Annotated in this window: 15 protein-coding genes; 9 read left to right on the forward strand and 6 right to left on the reverse strand. The window is 68.7% G+C overall.

Annotation, left to right across the window (positions count from 1 at the left end; genetic code table 11):
* Positions 1-29 precede the first annotated feature (29 nt).
* Positions 30-278 carry a WhiB family transcriptional regulator gene (locus ASE34_RS07480; RefSeq protein WP_028503730.1) on the reverse strand — a complete coding sequence of 83 codons (249 nt, stop codon included), beginning with the start codon at positions 276-278 and terminating at the stop codon, positions 30-32.
* A 235-nt stretch (positions 279-513) separates the two neighbouring features.
* Here ASE34_RS07480 and ASE34_RS07485 point away from each other — a divergent pair, with 235 nt between their 5' ends.
* Entirely contained in the window at positions 514-897 is a 384-nt protein-coding gene (locus ASE34_RS07485) for a hypothetical protein (protein ID WP_053095673.1), read from the forward strand.
* Between the two features lie 3 nt (positions 898-900).
* Here ASE34_RS07485 and bcp read toward each other — a convergent pair whose 3' ends face one another.
* Genes bcp through aroA form a run of 3 tightly spaced genes read right to left on the reverse strand, consistent with a single transcriptional unit; the run spans position 901 to position 3776 of the window.
* A complete protein-coding gene (bcp, locus tag ASE34_RS07490) occupies positions 901-1374 on the reverse strand; it encodes a thioredoxin-dependent thiol peroxidase (protein WP_053095674.1) in 474 nt (157 codons plus the stop codon).
* A 9-nt stretch (positions 1375-1383) separates the two neighbouring features.
* The gene (gene rsgA / locus ASE34_RS07495; protein WP_056279017.1) at positions 1384-2454 is read right to left on the reverse strand and encodes a ribosome small subunit-dependent GTPase A; all 1071 of its coding nucleotides are present in this window, start codon (positions 2452-2454) and stop codon (positions 1384-1386) included.
* The gene (gene aroA, locus ASE34_RS07500) at positions 2451-3776 is read right to left on the reverse strand and encodes a 3-phosphoshikimate 1-carboxyvinyltransferase (RefSeq protein WP_056278260.1); all 1326 of its coding nucleotides are present in this window, start codon (positions 3774-3776) and stop codon (positions 2451-2453) included. Before aroA ends, rsgA begins: the two co-directional genes overlap by 4 nt.
* A 69-nt stretch (positions 3777-3845) precedes the next feature.
* Between aroA and ASE34_RS07505 the strand changes: the two genes are divergently transcribed.
* The 3 genes from ASE34_RS07505 (at position 3846) to ASE34_RS07515 (ending at position 6125) form a co-directional block, all read left to right on the forward strand.
* The gene (locus ASE34_RS07505; protein WP_053095676.1) at positions 3846-4514 is read left to right on the forward strand and encodes a sigma-70 family RNA polymerase sigma factor; all 669 of its coding nucleotides are present in this window, start codon (positions 3846-3848) and stop codon (positions 4512-4514) included.
* Positions 4511-4756: a zf-HC2 domain-containing protein gene (locus ASE34_RS07510; RefSeq protein WP_053095677.1), complete on the forward strand. Its 246-nt coding sequence runs from the start codon at positions 4511-4513 to the stop codon at positions 4754-4756. The genes ASE34_RS07505 and ASE34_RS07510 overlap by 4 nt, the downstream gene beginning before the upstream one ends.
* A 64-nt stretch (positions 4757-4820) precedes the next feature.
* A complete protein-coding gene (locus ASE34_RS07515; protein ID WP_056278263.1) occupies positions 4821-6125 on the forward strand; it encodes a GNAT family N-acetyltransferase in 1305 nt (434 codons plus the stop codon).
* Positions 6126-6187: 62 nt separating this feature from the next.
* Here ASE34_RS07515 and ASE34_RS07520 read toward each other — a convergent pair whose 3' ends face one another.
* Positions 6188-9871, reverse strand: coding sequence for a multifunctional oxoglutarate decarboxylase/oxoglutarate dehydrogenase thiamine pyrophosphate-binding subunit/dihydrolipoyllysine-residue succinyltransferase subunit (locus ASE34_RS07520; protein ID WP_056278266.1), 3684 nt, complete (start codon positions 9869-9871; stop codon positions 6188-6190).
* A gap of 159 nt (positions 9872-10030) precedes the next feature.
* Between ASE34_RS07520 and ASE34_RS07525 the strand changes: the two genes are divergently transcribed.
* The 3 genes from ASE34_RS07525 to ASE34_RS07535 all read left to right on the forward strand — a co-directional run bounded on the left by ASE34_RS07525 (position 10031) and on the right by ASE34_RS07535 (position 13974).
* Positions 10031-11485 carry a GuaB1 family IMP dehydrogenase-related protein gene (locus ASE34_RS07525; protein WP_056278269.1) on the forward strand — a complete coding sequence of 485 codons (1455 nt, stop codon included), beginning with the start codon at positions 10031-10033 and terminating at the stop codon, positions 11483-11485.
* Positions 11486-11599: 114 nt separating this feature from the next.
* Positions 11600-12916: a hemolysin family protein gene (locus ASE34_RS07530; protein ID WP_053095681.1), complete on the forward strand. Its 1317-nt coding sequence runs from the start codon at positions 11600-11602 to the stop codon at positions 12914-12916.
* Entirely contained in the window at positions 12913-13974 is a 1062-nt protein-coding gene (locus tag ASE34_RS07535; protein WP_056278271.1) for a hemolysin family protein, read from the forward strand. The genes ASE34_RS07530 and ASE34_RS07535 overlap by 4 nt, the downstream gene beginning before the upstream one ends.
* A 61-nt stretch (positions 13975-14035) precedes the next feature.
* Here ASE34_RS07535 and ASE34_RS07540 read toward each other — a convergent pair whose 3' ends face one another.
* Positions 14036-15103, reverse strand: a complete 1068-nt coding sequence (locus ASE34_RS07540; RefSeq protein ID WP_056278275.1) for an NADH:flavin oxidoreductase/NADH oxidase — start codon at positions 15101-15103, stop codon at positions 14036-14038.
* A 56-nt stretch (positions 15104-15159) separates the two neighbouring features.
* Here ASE34_RS07540 and ASE34_RS07545 point away from each other — a divergent pair, with 56 nt between their 5' ends.
* Entirely contained in the window at positions 15160-15996 is an 837-nt protein-coding gene (locus ASE34_RS07545; RefSeq protein ID WP_056278278.1) for an NAD(P)H-hydrate dehydratase, read from the forward strand.
* Positions 15993-17228, forward strand: coding sequence for a hypothetical protein (locus tag ASE34_RS07550; protein WP_230100633.1), 1236 nt, complete (start codon positions 15993-15995; stop codon positions 17226-17228). The genes ASE34_RS07545 and ASE34_RS07550 overlap by 4 nt, the downstream gene beginning before the upstream one ends.
* Positions 17229-17230: the final 2 nt, after the last annotated feature.

A 17230-nucleotide genomic window follows, 5' to 3' on the forward strand; every position in this document is an offset into this window, starting at 1 on the left:
AGACATCGTCTCGGGCCGCTTCTCGATGTTCAGGAGGCGCGGCGGGCGCGGGCGGCGCGGCGCTTGAGTGCGCGGCGCTCGTCCTCGGAGAGGCCGCCCCACACGCCCGAGTCCTGGCTGGACTCGAGGGCGTACTGCAGGCAGATCTCGGTCACCGTGCAGGTGGCGCAGACGGTCTTCGCCTTCTCGATCTGGTCGACGGCCGGACCCGTGTTCCCGACAGGGAAGAACAGTTCGGGGTCGACAGTCAAGCAGGCGGCCTTATCGCGCCAGTCCATGGGGGCTCCTCGGTGTGGTTTTTCAGAAATCGACGCACTGCGACGACTCGGATTTCGGGTGCAGATCGGGTTCAGCTACCCTGTATGAGATACGGACGGATGCCCGCTTTCTGTGATGCGAGCTCGAAGCCCGCCCCACGCCGCTGTGGGAGCACATGACGCTGTCTATTCTGTTACATGAAACCAGCGAAATCAAGGGTTTCCGCCGTTCTCATCCGATTCTCAGGAGACAACTGTGCGCTCACCCGGCCTCGCTCTGGCGGCATCCGCGGTCCTCGCGGCGGAGGGCGCCGCCTTGATCGTCTTCGCTCTCATCGAGCTCGTGGGCCTCGGTGCAGGGGACGCAGCCTCACTGCCGACAGCGCTCGCTCTCATCGTGCTCACTCTCCTCGGCGCCGCCGCGCTCATCGCGTTCGCGATCGGGACGAGGACGGGGCGGTCATGGGCGCGATCGGGTGGCGTCGTCTTCCAGGTGCTCGCCATCGCGCTCGCGCTCGCCTCGCTGACGCTGCAGCCGGTCGCGTGGGCGTTCACCGTCGGAGTGGGTCTGCCAGCACTGCTGTGCTTCGCGCTGCTGATCGCCAGCACGCGAGCCGAGAACGAGCGCCCGGCGGAGTGACCGTCAGGCGTCGACGCCGAGGAGCTTGCGCAGGCGCGCGACGTGTCCGGTGGCCTTGACGTTGTACTGGGCGAGTGCGATCGTGCCCTGCTCATCGAGCACGAAGGTCGATCGGATGACGCCCTCCACGACCTTGCCGTAGTTCATCTTCTCGCCCCATACGCCGTACGCGGAGTGCACCGCGTGGTCGGGGTCGCTGAGAAGGGTGAAGGTGAGGCCGTCGCGCTCGCGGAACTCGGCGAGCTTTGCGGGCTCGTCGCGCGAGACCCCGACCACCCGGTATCCGGCGCCCTCGAGCGACGAGATGCTGTCGCGGAAGTCGCAGGCCTGCGTCGTGCAGCCCGGGGTCATGGCCGCGGGATAGAAGTACAGCACCGTCTTGCGGCCGCGCAGATCGTCGAGGGTGACGGTCTGTCCGTCTTGGTCGAGGAGAGCGAAGTCGGGGGCAGCGGTTCCGGGTTCCAGGCGCACAGTCACCCCTCCAGCCTAGCGGCCGGGCGTCTGCTCCGCCTTGTCGGCGAAGGTCTGCAGGAGCCGCTGGAGGGAGTCCAGACGCGCTCGTCCCGTCTCGCTGAGCTCGCCGCTCTCCGCGGCTTCGATGAGAGCGCAATCCGGGGCATCGGCGAGGTGCGTGCATCCGCGCGGACAGTTCTCGGCGATCTCGGCGAGTTCGGTGAATGCGGCGAGGATGTTCGCGGGGTTGACGTGCCCGAGTCCGAAGGACCGGACCCCCGGGGTGTCGATCACCCAGCCGCGACCTTCGGGGCCGACGTACCGCAGAGAGACGGTGGACGAGGAGGTGTGCCTGCCACGGCCGGTGACCTGGTTGACGTGCCCTGTAGCGCGGAGCGCGCTGGGCACCAGGGCGTTCACGAGCGTCGACTTGCCCACGCCGGAGTGGCCGACGAAGACCGTCGAGTGACCGACCAGTGCCGCGCCGATCTCTTCGACGGGCATCTCGTCCTGCGCACTCGTGAAGACGCGCAGGTCGAGGCCGTCGAAGTGCGACAGGAAGGCGCTGGGATCGGCCAGGTCGGTCTTGGTCACGACGAGGAGCGGGCGGATGCCGGCGTCCAGAGCGGCGACGAGATAGCGGTCGACCAGTCGGGCTCGCGGCTCGGGGTCGGCCGCGGCGACGACGACCAGCATCTGATCGGCGTTCGCGACGATGACGCGCTCGACCTGGTCGGTGTCGTCGGCGCTGCGCCTGAGCAGAGAGGTGCGATCGGCGATGCCGATGATGCGCCCCAGCGTGCCGTCCTCGCCGGAGATGTCACCGACGACCTTCGCCTGGTCGCCCGTCACGATCGGGTTCCTGCGGAGTTCTCGTGCCCGTGCCGCGGTGATCATCCGCTCGTCGGGCGTGTCCTCATCGAGCAGCACGGAGTAGCGGCCGCGGTCGACACCGAGGACGCGTCCGATCTGCGCATCGTCATGGGCGGGCCGCCGCTTCGTGCGGGGGCGATTCGCCTTCGGGTTCGGACGCGCGCGGATGCTGCTCTCATCGAAGTCCTCGAAGTCGTCCTCGAGGTCGTCGGAGTCGTCGAGCCAGCTCACGCGGACGCGCCCCGCAGCATGCGCTCCCACAGGAGGGTGAATTCAGGGAGGGTCTTCGATGTCGTTCCGATGTCGTCGATCTCGACTCCCGGAACGCGCAGGCCGATGAGGGCGCCCGTCGTCGCCATGCGGTGGTCGTGGTGCGCCGCCCAGCCGCCGCCGTGCAGATCCCGCGGGATGATGCGCAGACCGTCGGAGAGCTCCTCCGCCTCGCCTCCCAGCGCGCGGATGTTGCCCACGAGGGCCGCGATGCGATCGGTCTCGTGGAGTCGGATGTGACCGATTCCGCGGATCGTCGTCGGGCCGGACGCGAACGCCGCGAGCCCGACGAGGGTGGGAGTCAGCTCGCTCGCTGCGGACAGGTCCATGTCGAGTCCGCGGATCTCGGAGCCGGCCCTGACCGTCAGCGTCCCGCTGTGCCGGCCGACGTGCGCGCCCATCGCCTGCAGGATCTCGGGAAGCAGTGCGCCGGGCTGGGTGGAGTGCACCGGCCAGCCGGGAACCGACACCGCCCCGCCCGTGACCAGGGCCGCGGCGAGGAACGGCGCGGCGTTCGAGAGATCGGGCTCGATGGCGATCTCCTTGGCGCGGGGCACCCCGGCTTCGACGAGCCACTCTCCGGTGGCGGGCCGCTCGATGCGAATGCCACGACGACTCAGCGCCTCGATCGTCATGTCGATGTGGGGCAGGCTCGGCAGATGCTCGCCGGTGTGCACCAGGTGCAGACCCACGTCGAACCGCGGCGCCGCGAGCAGCAGTCCCGAGACGAACTGGCTGGATGCCGAGGCATCGATCTCGACCCGTCCACCGCGGATGCGGCCGTGCCCGCGGACGGTGAACGGCAGCGCCCACGTCCCCTCGTCGTCGATGTCGACTCCCAGGTCGCGCAGTGCGCTGATGAGGCCGCCCATCGGCCTGTGGAGCGCGGTCTCGTGAGCGGTGAGGTGCACGTCGTGCTGCGCGAGGCCCGCGAGCGGCGCGATGAAGCGCATGACCGTGCCGGCCTGGCCGCAGTCGATCGTGGTGCCGCCGACGAGTTTGGCGGGAGTGATCGCCAGATCGGGGCCGAAGTCTCCGTTGCCGTCGACCTCCTCGATGCCCACACCCAACGCCCGCAGCGCGTCGATCATCCGACGGGAGTCGTCGGAGTGCAGCGGAGCGATGAGCCGGCCCGGTCCGTCAGCGATCGCGGCGATGATGAGCTCGCGATTCGTGAGCGATTTCGAGCCCGGGATCGTCACGGTCGCGTGGACGGCGTTCGCGCTGGTCGGCGCGACGTAGACGCCCTGGACAGGGGAGGGGGAATACCTGTTGGCGCTCATCGGTTCCCACCTTAGTAAACGCGAGTGCTCGCATGACGGAATCCGGGCGCTCGACGACAAGGAGAGAGCATGCTCGCAACGCTGGAACGCGAGTCGGTGGACCTCGCCCGCCTAGACTGGCCGGTGATGGATGACACGGCAACCGCAGAGACGGTCAGCGACCCTCGGCGCGAATTCGAGGAACAGGCGATCCCGTTCATGGATCAGCTCTACGCCGCGGCGATGCGCATGACGCGCAACCCGGCTGATGCTGCTGACCTCGTGCAGGAGACCTTCGTCAAGGCGTACGGATCCTGGGCGACGTTCTCGCAGGGCACGAACCTCAAGGCGTGGCTCTATCGGATCCTCACGAACACCTACATCAACATCTACCGCAAGAAGCAGCGGGAGCCTTTCCAGGGCACGATCGACGAGCTCGAGGACTGGCAGATGGGCGGTGCGGAGTCGACCACGACCACCGCGTCGCACAGCCGTTCGGCCGAGGCGGAAGCCATCGACCACATGCCCGCATCGGTCGTCAAGGACGCGTTGCAGGCCGTACCCGAGGACTTCCGGCTGGCGGTGTACCTCGCGGACGTCGAGGGCTTCGCCTACCAGGAGATCGCGGACATCATGAAGACGCCCATCGGCACCGTGATGAGTCGCCTGCATAGAGGCAGGCGGATGCTGCGGGAGCTGCTGGCTGACTACGCCGTGGAGCGGGGAATCTCCGCGGCCGACCCGAGGAGCAAGAAATGACCGACTGCGGCTGCGACAAGGCCCGCAAGGATCTCGAGGAGTACCTCCGCAACGAGGTCTGCAACACCGAGCACACGGAGATCCGCGAGCATCTCGAGAACTGCCCGTCCTGTCGGGACGAGGCACTCGTGGCGACGACCCTCACCGAGGTCGTGGCGCGCGCTTGCAAGGAGACGGCTCCGGAGGAGCTGCGCGACCAGGTGTTCGCGCGACTGCGCGAGGTGCAGTCCGCTCAGCACTGACCGCGGGCGAGCAGCCGTCGACCCCTGAGATCGTGATGTCGGCATCCGCCCATAGGCTGGAAGCATGACGCTCATCGATTCACGCGACATCCCGGCCGATCCGACCTCCACCGAGCGACTGGCGGCGGAATCGCTGGTCTACCGGGTCGTCGACACCGCTGACGACGCACAGTCCGAGAGCTTCCAGAGGGCGATGACCCGAGGTTTCCTCGGCGCGGAGCCCACACCGGAGGTGCTCGCCTTCGGCCGAGCGGCCTTCGAGTCGCGACGCAACATCGGCGTCTACGACGCAGCGGCGACGGGCGCCCCTCCGGTCGCCACGATCGACTCCTGGGTCACGCCGCTGACGCTGCCCGGTGGGGGCGAGATCCCGATGTGGGCGATCAGCGGAGTCACGGTGTCGGCCACGCACCGACGTCGCGGCATCGCGCGAGCGCTCCTCGAGGGCGAGCTCAGGGCAGCGGCGACGGCAGGAGTGCCGATCGCGGGGCTGACGGTCTCGGAGGCGACCATCTACGGCAGGTACGGCTTCGGGTCGGCTGTGCATATGTCGCGCGTCACGGTCGATACCCGTCGCGCCGGCTGGGCAGGTCCGTCTTCGGACGGCCGCGTCGAATACCTCGACCGCGAGTCGCTCGCCGCGGAACTCGGAGCGGTGCATGATCGGGTCCGCGGTCATCGTGGCGGTCAGATCCCCGGGTGGCACTCCCGCTGGACCGGCATCGCCGGCCTGTCACCGAGTGACACCGACCGCGATCAGGTGCGCGGCATCCGCTTCGTCGATGCGGACGGCGAGGTGCGCGGGGCGATGGCCTTCACCCTCAGCGAGCGCACCGGATCCTTCCGATTCGCCCTCGCCGTGCGCCTGCTGGTCGCGGAGACTCCCGAAGCGACTGCCGCCCTGTGGGGGTTCGCGCTGCAGCACGATCTCGTCGACGAGGTCACCGCCGATCTGCGCCCGCTCGACGATGCCCTTCCGTGGCTGGTTCGCGACCCGCGCGGTGTCACACAGACGGTGCACGACCATGGCTGGCTGCGCCTGCTCGACGTCCCCGCGGCTCTCCCTGCGCGACGGTACTCGGCGCCCATCGATGTGATTCTGCGCGTTCGCGATCCGCTCGGCTTCGCGTCGGGTGACTGGCGTCTGCGCGTCGACGAGACGGGGGAGGCATCCGTCGAGGCCGTGGACGATCCCGCGGCCGTGGATGCGGAGCTCGATGTGTCCGCGCTCTCCATCCTCTATGCCGGGGGTGTGCGGGCCTCGTCTCTGCACGTCGCCGGACGGATCGATGCCGACGCCGCCGTCGTGGAAGAGCTGGACCGCGCGTTCGTGGCATTCCCCGTGCCGGCACTCGACATCTGGTACTGAACTCTCAGACGAAAGGGGCGCCTCGACCGAAGTCGAGGCGCCCCTTTCATGTCTGCCGGGTATCAGCCGAGCGTGAGGGCATCCCGCAGCAGCTTCGCCTGCTCGGCTGCGTGCACCTTCGACGAGCCCGTCGCGGGCGATGCCGAAGCCGGACGCGACACCGGACGGAAGCTGCGGTCACCCGGGACATCGGCGAAGGCGAGTGCCAGGAACGGCCAGGCTCCCTGGTTCTCCGGCTCCTCCTGCACCCACACCAGCTCGGCGTTCGGGTACGAATCGGTGATGGCCTTCAGTCCGTCGATCGGGGTCGGGTAGAGCTGCTCGAGCCTGACCAGCGCGATCTCGGGGTTCGGGTTCTTCTCGAGTTCGGCCTTGAGATCCCAGTGCACCTTGCCGGAGTGCACGAGGACGCGCTTCACGGCATTGCGATCGAGGCCCCGGCTGTCGTCGAGAACCGGCTCGAAACGGCCCTGCGTGAAGGCCTCGACCGGGCTCGTCGCCCCACGCAGACGCAGCATGGCCTTCGGGGTGAAGACGATGAGCGGCTTGCGCGGACGCGCGTAGGCCTGGCGGCGCAGCAGGTGGAAGTACGACGCGGGCGTCGAGGGGCGCGCGACGATCATGTTGTCCTGCGCGCACATCTGCAGGAACCGCTCGATGCGCGAGGAGGAGTGGTCCGGCCCCTGACCCTCGTAGCCGTGGGGGAGGAGCAGCGTGACGCTGGACTGCTGTCCCCACTTCTGCTCCGCCGCCGAGATGTACTCGTCGATGACGGACTGAGCGCCGTTGACGAAGTCGCCGAACTGGGCCTCCCACAGCACGAGCGCCTCGGGAGCCTCGACGGAGTAGCCGTACTCGAAGCCGAGCGCCGCATACTCGCTGAGGAGCGAGTCGTAGACGAAGAAACGGCCCTGCGACTCGGAGAGGTTCGACAGCGGCAGCCATTCCTGGCCGTTCGCGCGGTCGTGCAGAGTCGCGTGACGCTGCACGAACGTGCCGCGGCGCGAGTCCTGCCCGGCGAGCCGCACGGGCGTTCCCTCGACGAGGAGCGAACCGAAGGCGAGAAGCTCGCCGAAGCCCCAGTCGATGTTGCCGTTGCGGCTCATGTCGAGACGCTTCTCGAGCTGCTGCTGCAGCTTGGGGTGCACCGTGAAGCCCTCGGGCTTGTTCACGAACGCGTCGCCGATGAGCTGGATGACCTCGTTCGAGACTCCGGTGATCTCCGGAGCGCCGACCTGCTCGTCGACCGGCGGCAGATCCTGCGCGACCGGGTTGGCGCCGGTCTCGGCGGCGTGCGTCTCGGCGAACGCGATCTCCAGACGGTTCTGGAAGTCGGCCTTGGCCTCGTCGTACTCCTCTTCGGTGATGTCGCCACGACCGACGAGCGACTCCGTGTACAGCTTGCGCACCGATCGCTTCGCCTGGATCAGGTCGGTCATCAGCGGTTGCGTCATCGAGGGGTCGTCTCCCTCGTTGTGACCACGGCGGCGGTAGCAGACGAGGTCGATGACGACGTCGCGGTGGAACCGCTCGCGGTATTCGAACGCGAGCTGCGCGACGTGGATCACAGCCTCGGGGTCGTCGCCGTTCACGTGGAACACGGGTGCCTGGATGGTCTTCGCGACATCGGTCGAGTACACCGAGGAACGCGAGTCGTTCGGGAGGGTCGTGAAGCCGACCTGGTTGTTGACCACCACGTGGATCGTGCCGCCGGTGCGATACCCGCGCAGCTGAGACATCTGCAGCGTCTCGACCACCACGCCCTGACCGGCGAACGCCGCGTCGCCGTGCACGAGGATCGGCAGCCAGGCGAACGTGCCGATCGGCTTGCGGTCCTGCTTGGCGCGCACGATGCCCTCGAGGACTCCGTCGACCGTCTCGAGGTGAGACGGGTTCGCGGCCAGATACACCGGGAGCTCGGAGCCGTCATCGGCGACGAACGTTCCCTCGGTGCCCAGGTGGTACTTCACATCGCCCGAGCCGCGCTGGTTGCCGGGGGTCTGCGTGCCCTCGAACTCCTGGAACACGTGGCCGTAGGTCTTGCCCGCGATGTTCGTCAGCACGTTCAGACGGCCGCGGTGCGCCATGCCGATCGCGGCGCCCTCGAGTCCGGATGTGGCCGCACCCTGGAGGATCTCGTCGAGCAGCGGGACGAGAGACTCGCCGCCCTCGAGCGAGAACCGCTTCTGACCGACGAACTTGGTCTGCAGGAAGGTCTCGAACGCCTCGGCCTCGTTGAGCTTGCGGAGAACCCGCAGCTGCTCGTCGTGGCCGGGCTTCTGGTACTTGACCTCGACCTTCTCCTGGAACCAGCGGCGCTGCTCCGGGTCCTGGATGTGCATGTACTCGATGCCGAGCGTGCGGCAGTACGAGTCGCGAAGGACGCCGAGGATGTCGCGCAGCTTGGCGACACGGCGGCCACCGAACCCGCCGGTCACGAACTCGCGGTCGAGATCCCAGAAGGTGAGCCCGTGGCTCTCGATCTCGAGGTCGGGGTGCGAGCGCTGGACGTACTCGAGCGGATCGATGTCGGCCATCAGGTGACCGCGCACGCGGAACGAGTTGATGAGCTCCTGCACGCGGGACTGCTTGTCGACGCGCTCGGCGAGATCCACCGCGATGTCGGGGTTCCAGCGGATGGGGGAGTACGGGATGCGCAGAGCGGCGAAGATGTCGTCGTAGAAGCCGCGCTGTCCGATCAGGAGCTCGTGGACCTTCTTCAGGAACTCGCCGGAGCCGGCGCCCTGGATGACTCGGTGGTCATAGGTGCTCGTCAGCGTGATCGTCTTGCCGATCGCCAGCTCGTTGAGCGTCTTCTCGCTCGCTCCCTGGAACTCGGCCGGGTACTCGAGGGCACCGGCGCCGATGATGCAGCCCTGCCCCTTCATCAGACGAGGCACGGAGTGCACGGTGCCGATGCCGCCGGGGTTGGTGAGTGAGACCGTGGTGCCCTGGAAGTCGGCCGCCGTCAGCTTGTTGTTGCGGGCGCGCGTCACGAGGTCTTCGTAGGCGACGAGATACTCGCTGAAGGTCAGCGTGTCGGCGCGCTTGATGCTGGGGACCATCAGAGCGCGCGTGCCGTCGGGCTTGGGCAGATCGATCGCGATGCCGAGGTTCACGTGAGCCGGAGCCACGACCGAGGGCTTGCCGTCGATCTCGGCGTAGAAGACGTTCTGGCTGCGGAACTCGTCGAGCGTGCGGATCAGCGCCCAGCCGATGAGGTGGGTGAAGCTGATCTTGCCGCCGCGCGTGCGCGCCATGTGGTTGTTGATGACGATCCGGTTGTCGATCATCAGCTTCGCGGGCACCGTGCGCACGCTCGTCGCGGTCGGAACCGTCAGCGACTCGTCCATGTTCGCGGCGAGGGTCTTGGGCAGACCGCGGAGGGGCGTGACCTTGTCCTCTTCGACGGGCTCGGCTGACTCGGGCGCCTCGGCCTTGGCTGCGGGCTTCGGAGCCTGCGCGGGGATCGGGGCTGCAGCGGCGGGCTTGGTCGTGGTCCGTGCGACGGGCTGTGCGCCGATGACCGGGATGGGCGCGGTCACGGGGTGAGCCGGCTGCTCCGTGGCGGCTGCGGGGACCGCGCTGCCGGTCGCGGCATCCGACTGGTACTTCTCGAGGATCGGCCACCACTCCTTGTCGACGGAGTCGCGGTTCACCTTGTACTGCTCGTAGAGCTCTTCCACGAGCCAGGAATTGGCTCCGAACCCCCCGTCGCCCCCGACGCCGGTCACCTGGTTCGACACGCTCGATCGCCCTCTTTCATCGCTGAAGTCCATATATGCACACCAGGACGCGTGATGCGTCCGGGCCCGCACACTCTCGACTTCCAAGCCTAACGTGTTTCCTCGGGCATTCGTCGAAGGCATGCGCCCTCGGCGGCGCTATCTGAGTACCGTGGGGGTATGGAGTTCTCCGGTGAGTCACCCGCAGTCGATCTGACCTATTCCGACGTGTTCCTCGTGCCGCGACGATCGGCTGTCACGAGTCGTCTGCAGGTCGATCTGGCGCCGCAGGACGGGACTCCCGCGACGCTCCCGATCGTGGCCTCGAACATGAATTCCGTCACCGGTCCTCGGCTCGCCGCGGTGCTCGCGCGGCGGGGCGGGCTCGGAGTGCTTCCGCAGGACATGCCCCTACAGGGGCTGGACGCCGCGATCCGCGATGTCAAGGCGCAGCCGGTGCTGTGGGACACGCCGATCGTGCTGCCGCCCGAGGCGTCGGTGGCGTACGCCCTTCGTCTGATGCCGGCCACCGCCGGGCACGGCATCGTCGTCGCCACGGGAGAGGCACCGCACGATGCGGAGAGGATCCTCGGCGTCCTGCCCGCGACACGGCTGGCGACCGCGCTGCCCGATGCGCAGCTGGGCGATCTCGTGCACGTCGGCACACCGTCGCTCGACGCCGACGACATCGGATCCGAGCGTCATGCGTTCGACGTGATCACCGACGCGGGCGTCGACATGGTCACGATCACGCACCACGGACATCTCGTGGGCACCCTCAGTGCGCGCAGTGCTCTGCGCTCGACGCTGTATCGGCCGGCCCTGGACCGCGACGGCCGTCTCGCCGTCGCGGCGGCGGTCGGCATCAACGGAGACGTCGCCGCCAAGGCGAAGGCACTGGCGGCCGCAGGCGTCGACGTGCTCGTGGTCGACACGGCGCACGGGCACCAGGAGGGGATGCTGCGTGCGCTGAGCGCCGTGGCCGCTCTGGACCTCGGCATCCCGATCGTGGCGGGGAACATCGTCACCGCCGACGGCGTCAAGGACCTCGTCGAGGCGGGCGCCTCGATCCTCAAGGTCGGCGTGGGGCCCGGCGCCATGTGCACGACGCGGATGATGACCGCGGTCGGCCGACCGCAGTTCTCCGCCGTGCTCGAGACCGCAGAAGCGGCACGCGAGCAGGGCGCGCACGTCTGGGCGGACGGGGGCGTGCGATATCCGCGTGATGTGGCGCTCGCCCTCGCCGCCGGCGCAGCATCCGTCATGGTCGGCTCCTGGTTCGCCGGGACGATCGAAGCGCCCGGAGAGCTGCAGAGCGACGCGGAGGGCCGTCTCTACAAGGAATCCTGGGGGATGGCCTCGACGAAGGCGGTGCAGGCCCGATTCGGACGCCTCGATGCCTATGAGCGCGCACGGAAGGAGCTGTTCGCGGAGGGGATCTCCTCGTCGAAGATCTACCTCGATCCGCTGCGCCCGGGACTCGAGGACCTGCTCGACATGATCACCTCGGGCGTGCGGTCGTCGTTCACCTATGCCGGTGCGTCTTCGGTGCCCGAGTTCCACGACAGGGCGCTCGTCGGGCTGCAGTCCGCGGCCGGATACGAAGAGGGCAAGGCGCTGCCGGTCAGCTGGTAGCGGTCCGTCCTCCGTCGCACCGGCATCCCGTAGAATCGTGGACACCATGGACGACCCTCCCAGTTGTAGTACATCGCCCCACTGCCTGCCTCTCCACATCGGGAGGAACGACTGATGGACTACATCCTCTTGGGCGTGGGGCTTCTGCTCACTGTGGGCACGGGGCTGTTCGTCGCGAGCGAGTTCGCGCTGGTCAATCTCGACCGTGCCGACCTCGAAGCCCGCCAGGCCCGGGGCGAGTCCCGCCTGTCGCTGACGATCAGCGCACTCAAGCACACCTCGACCCACCTGTCGTCCGCCCAGCTCGGCATCACCCTGACGACGCTGCTGACGGGGTACACGATGGAGCCGGCGCTCTCGAACCTCCTCGGTCCGACGCTCGTCGCGTGGAGCATCCCCGACGCGGCCGTCGGCCCGATCGCCACCATCGTCGCCATGCTGGTCGCCACGGTGCTGTCGATGATCCTCGGCGAGCTCGTTCCGAAGAACTTCGCTCTCGCCCTGCCGCTCGCGACCGCGAAGCTCGTCATCCCGTTCCAGGTCGCCTTCACCACCGTCTTCAAGCCCGCCGTCGTCGTGCTCAACGGCAGCGCGAACGGGGTCCTGCGGAGCATCGGCATCGAGCCGAAGGAGGAGCTCTCGGGCGCCCGCAGCGCGGAAGAGCTCTCTTCTCTCGTGCGTCGCTCGGCGAGCGCCGGGCTGCTCGAAGCCGACACCGCCAGCCTGCTGGACCGCACCCTGACGTTCTCGCGATTGACGGCCGCCGATGTGATGACGGCTCGGCCGAGCATGCATGCGCTCGCCGTCGGAGACTCAGCGGACGACGTCATCCAGCTCGCTCGCCGGACGGGGCACAGCCGCTTCCCGGTGTACGACGACGATCTCGACGACATCACGGGTGTCGTTCACCTCAAGGCCGCGATCTCCGTGCCGCGCGAGCGACGCGGCGAGGTCCCTGTCGGCGCGCTCTCGACCGATCCGCTGCGCGTGCCGGAGACCGTGCACGTCGATGCGCTCATCTCTGAGCTCAGAGCCCGCGGATATCAGCTGGCGGTGGTCGTCGACGAGTACGGCGGAACTGCCGGTCTCGTCACGCTGGAGGACCTCGTGGAGGAACTCGTGGGCGAGGTCTCCGACGAGCACGACCGCACGCGCGCCGGTGTCGTCCGCAATCGGGACGGCATCACGTTCCCCGGGGAGCTGCGGCCCGACGAGCTGCGCCGCAGAGCGGGCGTGGAGGTTCCCGAGGGAGATGTGTACGACACCGTGGGCGGGTATGTCATGAGCGTCCTCGAGCGCGTGCCGTCGGTGGGCGACGAGGTCGCCCTCGACACGGGCACGCTCCAGGTCGTCCGGATGGACGGTCGCCGCGTCGATCGGATCCGCTACGTTCCGAGTCCGGATCTGCCGGGAGAGGTGGTCGGACGATGAACGACTGGGGAGGACTGGCCTGGCTGGTCGTGCTGCTGGTGGCGAACGCGTTCTTCGTGGGCGCAGAGTTCGCGGTGATCTCCGCGCGTCGATCGCAGATCGAGCCGAAGGCCGACCGCGGGTCGCGCGCCGCCAAGACCGCGCTCTACGCGATGGAGCACGCGACGCTGATGCTCGCGACCTCGCAGCTGGGCATCACCATCTGCTCGCTGCTGATCCTGAACGTCTCAGAGCCCGCCATCCATCATCTGCTCGCTGTGCCGCTGCACGCGATCGGCTGGTCGGACGGCGTCGTCGACGCGGTGTCGTTCACGATCGCCCTGCTCATCGTGTCGTTCCTTCACGTCGTGTTCGGTGAGATGGTGCCGAAGAACCTCGCGTTCTCGGTGCCGGATCGCGCGGTGCTCATACTCGCGCCGCCGCTCGTGCTGGTGTCCAAGATCTTCATGCCGGTGATCTGGCTGCTGAACGCGGCCGCCAACGGCGTGCTGCGGCTGTTCCGGGTCGAGCCCAAGAACGAGGCGGCGTCGACGTTCACACTCGACGAGGTCGCGACGATCGTCGACCAGTCACGGCGCGAGGGCGTGCTCACCGACACGGCGGGCACGGTCGCGGCCGCCGTGGAGTTCACCGACAAGAAGGCTCGCGACGTGGCTGTTCCGCTCAGCGATCTCGTGACCCTTCCGCAGTCCACGACGCCCGACGACATCGAGAAGGCCGTCGCCCGGTACGGATTCTCGCGCTACGTGATCGTCGACGACGAGGGTGCGCCGGTCGGGTACGTCCACCTGAAGGACATCCTGCGGGCGTCGGACGGGCCGGGCTCTGCCGCGAAGCTGGTCGAGCCGCTGCCCTCGAAGCGCATCAACCACATGGTGCCGATCCAGGAGGACACGGATCTGGAAGACGCACTCGCGGTGATGCGCCGAGCGGGTCGACACCTGGCGAAGGTGCGCGACTCCCAGGGGCGCACGACCGCCGTGCTCTTCCTGGAGGACATCCTCGAGGAGCTCGTGGGCGAGGTGCAGGACGCGACCCGTCGCATCCGCGGCCACTGAGCCGCACACATGACGAAGGCCTCGGTCCGTAGCGGACCGGGGCCTTCGCCGTGGGCGGTGGTCAGCGCCAGTGCGCGCGCTCGTACTGCGGCGGCCAGGTGATGTCCGCGCCGAGTTCGTGCGCGGCGCGGAGCGCGAAGTGCGGGTCGCGCAGCCATTCCCGGCCGGCGAAGATCGCGTCGGCGGCCCCGTCGGCAAGCACCTGCTCGGCCTGTTCGGCAGCGGTGATCAGGCCCACGGCGGACACCGGGATGCGTCCGCCCTGGCGCACAGTCTCGGCCAGCGGCACCTGGTATCCGGGGAACACGCTGATCTGCTGATGCGCGACGAGCCCGCCGCTGGAGACGTCGATGAGATCGGCCCCGTGCTCGGTGACCCAGGTGCTCACCGTCGCCGCCTCCTCGGGCGTGAACCCGCCCTCGGCGTTATCGGTCGCCGAGATGCGGACGAACACCGGCACATCGTCACCGGCGACCTCGCGGATCGCGTCGACCACCCGGAGGAGCAGCCGAGCCCGGTTCTCGAGCGATCCGCCGTACTCGTCGTCCCGCAGGTTCGACAGAGGAGAGAGGAACTGGTGCAGCAGGTATCCGTGTGCGCCGTGGACCTCGAGCACGTCGAAGCCGGCGTCGAGCGCCCGTCGAGTGGCGGCGGCGAATCCCGCCACGACGGCGTCGATGCCGGCCGCATCGAGTGCGACCGGTGCGGCGAAGCCCTCGAAGGCGATCGCGGACGGGGCCGTGGTCGTCCATCCGCCGTCGGTCTCGGGCACGGATCCGCGCTCGTCGGCCCAGGGCCACCAGGTCGACGCCTTGCGGCCGGCGTGCGCCAATTGGATGCCCGCAGCGGCACCGCGCGAGTGGATCGCCTCGACGATCGGCGCCCAGGCGTCGCGCTGCTCGTCGTTCCAGAGCCCGGCGTCTCGCGGTGAGATGCGACCTTCCGGCACGACAGCGGTCGCCTCGGCGACGATCAGGCCCGCGCCGCCGGAGGCGAACTGCGCGAGGTGAGTGTGGTGCCACTCCTGCACGACGCCGTCCACCGCGCTGTACATGCACATGGGGGACACCCACAGCCGGTTGCGGAAAGTGGAGGAACGGATGCTCAGGGGAGAGAAGAGAATGCTCACCCCTCGACGCTACTGTGCGGCTGGGGCGAGGAGGGCCGTCGCACTAACGTGGAGTCATGCCCGACGCACGCGATTGGTCCCGCGACGACACCGCCCGCCTCCTGCGCGTGCCGGGCGCGGATGACGACAAGTACTCCCGCGGGGTCGTGGGCCTGCGCACCGGGTCTTCGGACTACCCCGGCGCAGCCGTGCTCGGCGTGGAAGCGGCGTGGCGTGCCGGAGCAGGATTCGTCCGGTATATCGGTGAGGGACGAGCGGCGGATGCCGTGATCGCTCGCCGCCCCGAGACGGTGGTCAGCCCGCGGGCCGCCGGCGCACGCGTCGGCGCCTGGGTCATCGGATCGGGGACGAATGCCGCGAGCAGGACCTCCGACGAGGAACGCGAGCTCCGCGACCTGCTCGACGGCTCCGTTCCGGTGGTCGTCGACGCGGGGGCACTGGATCTCGCGCCCGGGAGCCGCGCGCCGCTCGTGCTGACGCCGCATCGACGCGAGTTCGAGCGACTGCAGACTCAGCTCGGCTTCGCCGGTGACGATGATCGGGCGACCGCGGTCGCCCGCGTGGCGAGCGAGGTCGACGCGACCGTGCTGCTGAAGGGCGCGCAGACGCTGATCGCAGACCCCGACGGCGGCGTCATCCGAGTGGAGGCAGGCACCGGCTGGCTGGCGACGGCCGGCACCGGTGATGTCCTCGGGGGTGTTCTCGGAGCGCTGCTCGCGGGCGACGTCGACGCATCGACTGCGGAGATCGCGGCCGCCGCCGCCTGGCTGCACGGTCACGCCGGGCGCATCGCTGCGGGCATCGGCGCAATCGGCGGCGCGCAGGGGCATCCGATCGTCGCCCTGGATGTCGCGGAGGCTCTTCCTCGCGCGATCGCGGACGTCATCGCGTGAGTCGCACCACGACGGTTCGTCTCGTCGCGCTGTGGAGCGCGTTCGCGACCGTGCATATCGCGATCGCGGTCATGGGGTGGCTGTACCCGAGCCAGCCGATGGGCGACGTGGTGCTGGTCTACGAACCCTGGTCGACCGCCGCGCTCTCGGGAGGAGCGATCGTCGGGATCACCGAGTCGTGGGTCTATCCCCAGCTCGCGCTCGTTCCCATGCTGCTCGCCAAGGTCCTGTCGGCCCCGCTCATCGCCGTCGTGGGCGCCTCGGAGGCCTATCTGATCGCGTGGGCTGCGCTTGTGACGGTGCTCGATGCGATCGCCTTCGCGGTGCTTCTCGGCCGCGCATCATCTCGGCCGCGGCGTGCGGCGGCGTGGTTCTGGGTCGCCGCCCTGCTTCTGCTAGGCCCGATCGCGATGTACCGCATCGACGCGATCACCGTGCCTCTGGCGGTGATCGGCGGGCTCTGGCTGGTCCGTCGCCCCGCTGCGGCAGCCGCGCTGCTGACGATCGGCGCCTGGATCAAGATCTGGCCGGCCGCCCTCGTGCTCGCCGCCGTGGTCGCGCTCGTGAGCAGGATGCGCGTCCTGCTCACGGCTGCAGCCGTGTCCGCCGTCGTCATCTCGCTGCTGTTCCTGCTCGGAGCCGACACCGAGATCTTCGGATTCCTGACGGAGCAGACCGGGCGGGGCCTCCAGATCGAAGCCGTCGCGGCGACCCCGTTCCTCTGGCTCGCGATCTCGGGTGCCGCTCGCATCGAGTACAGCTTCGACATCCTGACCTTCCAGATCAGTGCTCAGGGTGCGGACGCGGTCAGTGCGGTGCTCACACCGCTGATGGCGGTCCTCGTGGTCGTCGTGATGGTCGTCGGGGGACTCAAGGCTGCGCGGGGCGCATCGTCGGCGCGGCTGTTGCCTCCTCTCGCGCTGAGTCTCGTCACGACCCTGATCGTGATGAACAAGGTGGGCTCGCCGCAGTTCCAGACGTGGCTGATCGCTCCGGTCATCCTGTGGTTCGTCTTCGACCGCGCACGAGCCGTCTGGCCCGCCGTGCTCGTGCTCGCGCTCTGTGCCCTCACGTGCCTGGTCTACCCGCTCAGCTACGACGCGCTGCTGCGCGCGGAGCTGCAGCCCATCGTCATCCTGACCGCGCGGAACGTCCTCCTCATCGTGCTCCTCGCCGTCGGCATCCGCGCCGTCGTCCGTGTGCCCGCCCGCAATCCGTCCACCCGGGAGTGAAC

It is taken from the genome of Microbacterium sp. Root280D1 (genome assembly GCF_001428975.1).
In the GTDB taxonomy this organism is placed as follows: domain Bacteria; phylum Actinomycetota; class Actinomycetes; order Actinomycetales; family Microbacteriaceae; genus Microbacterium.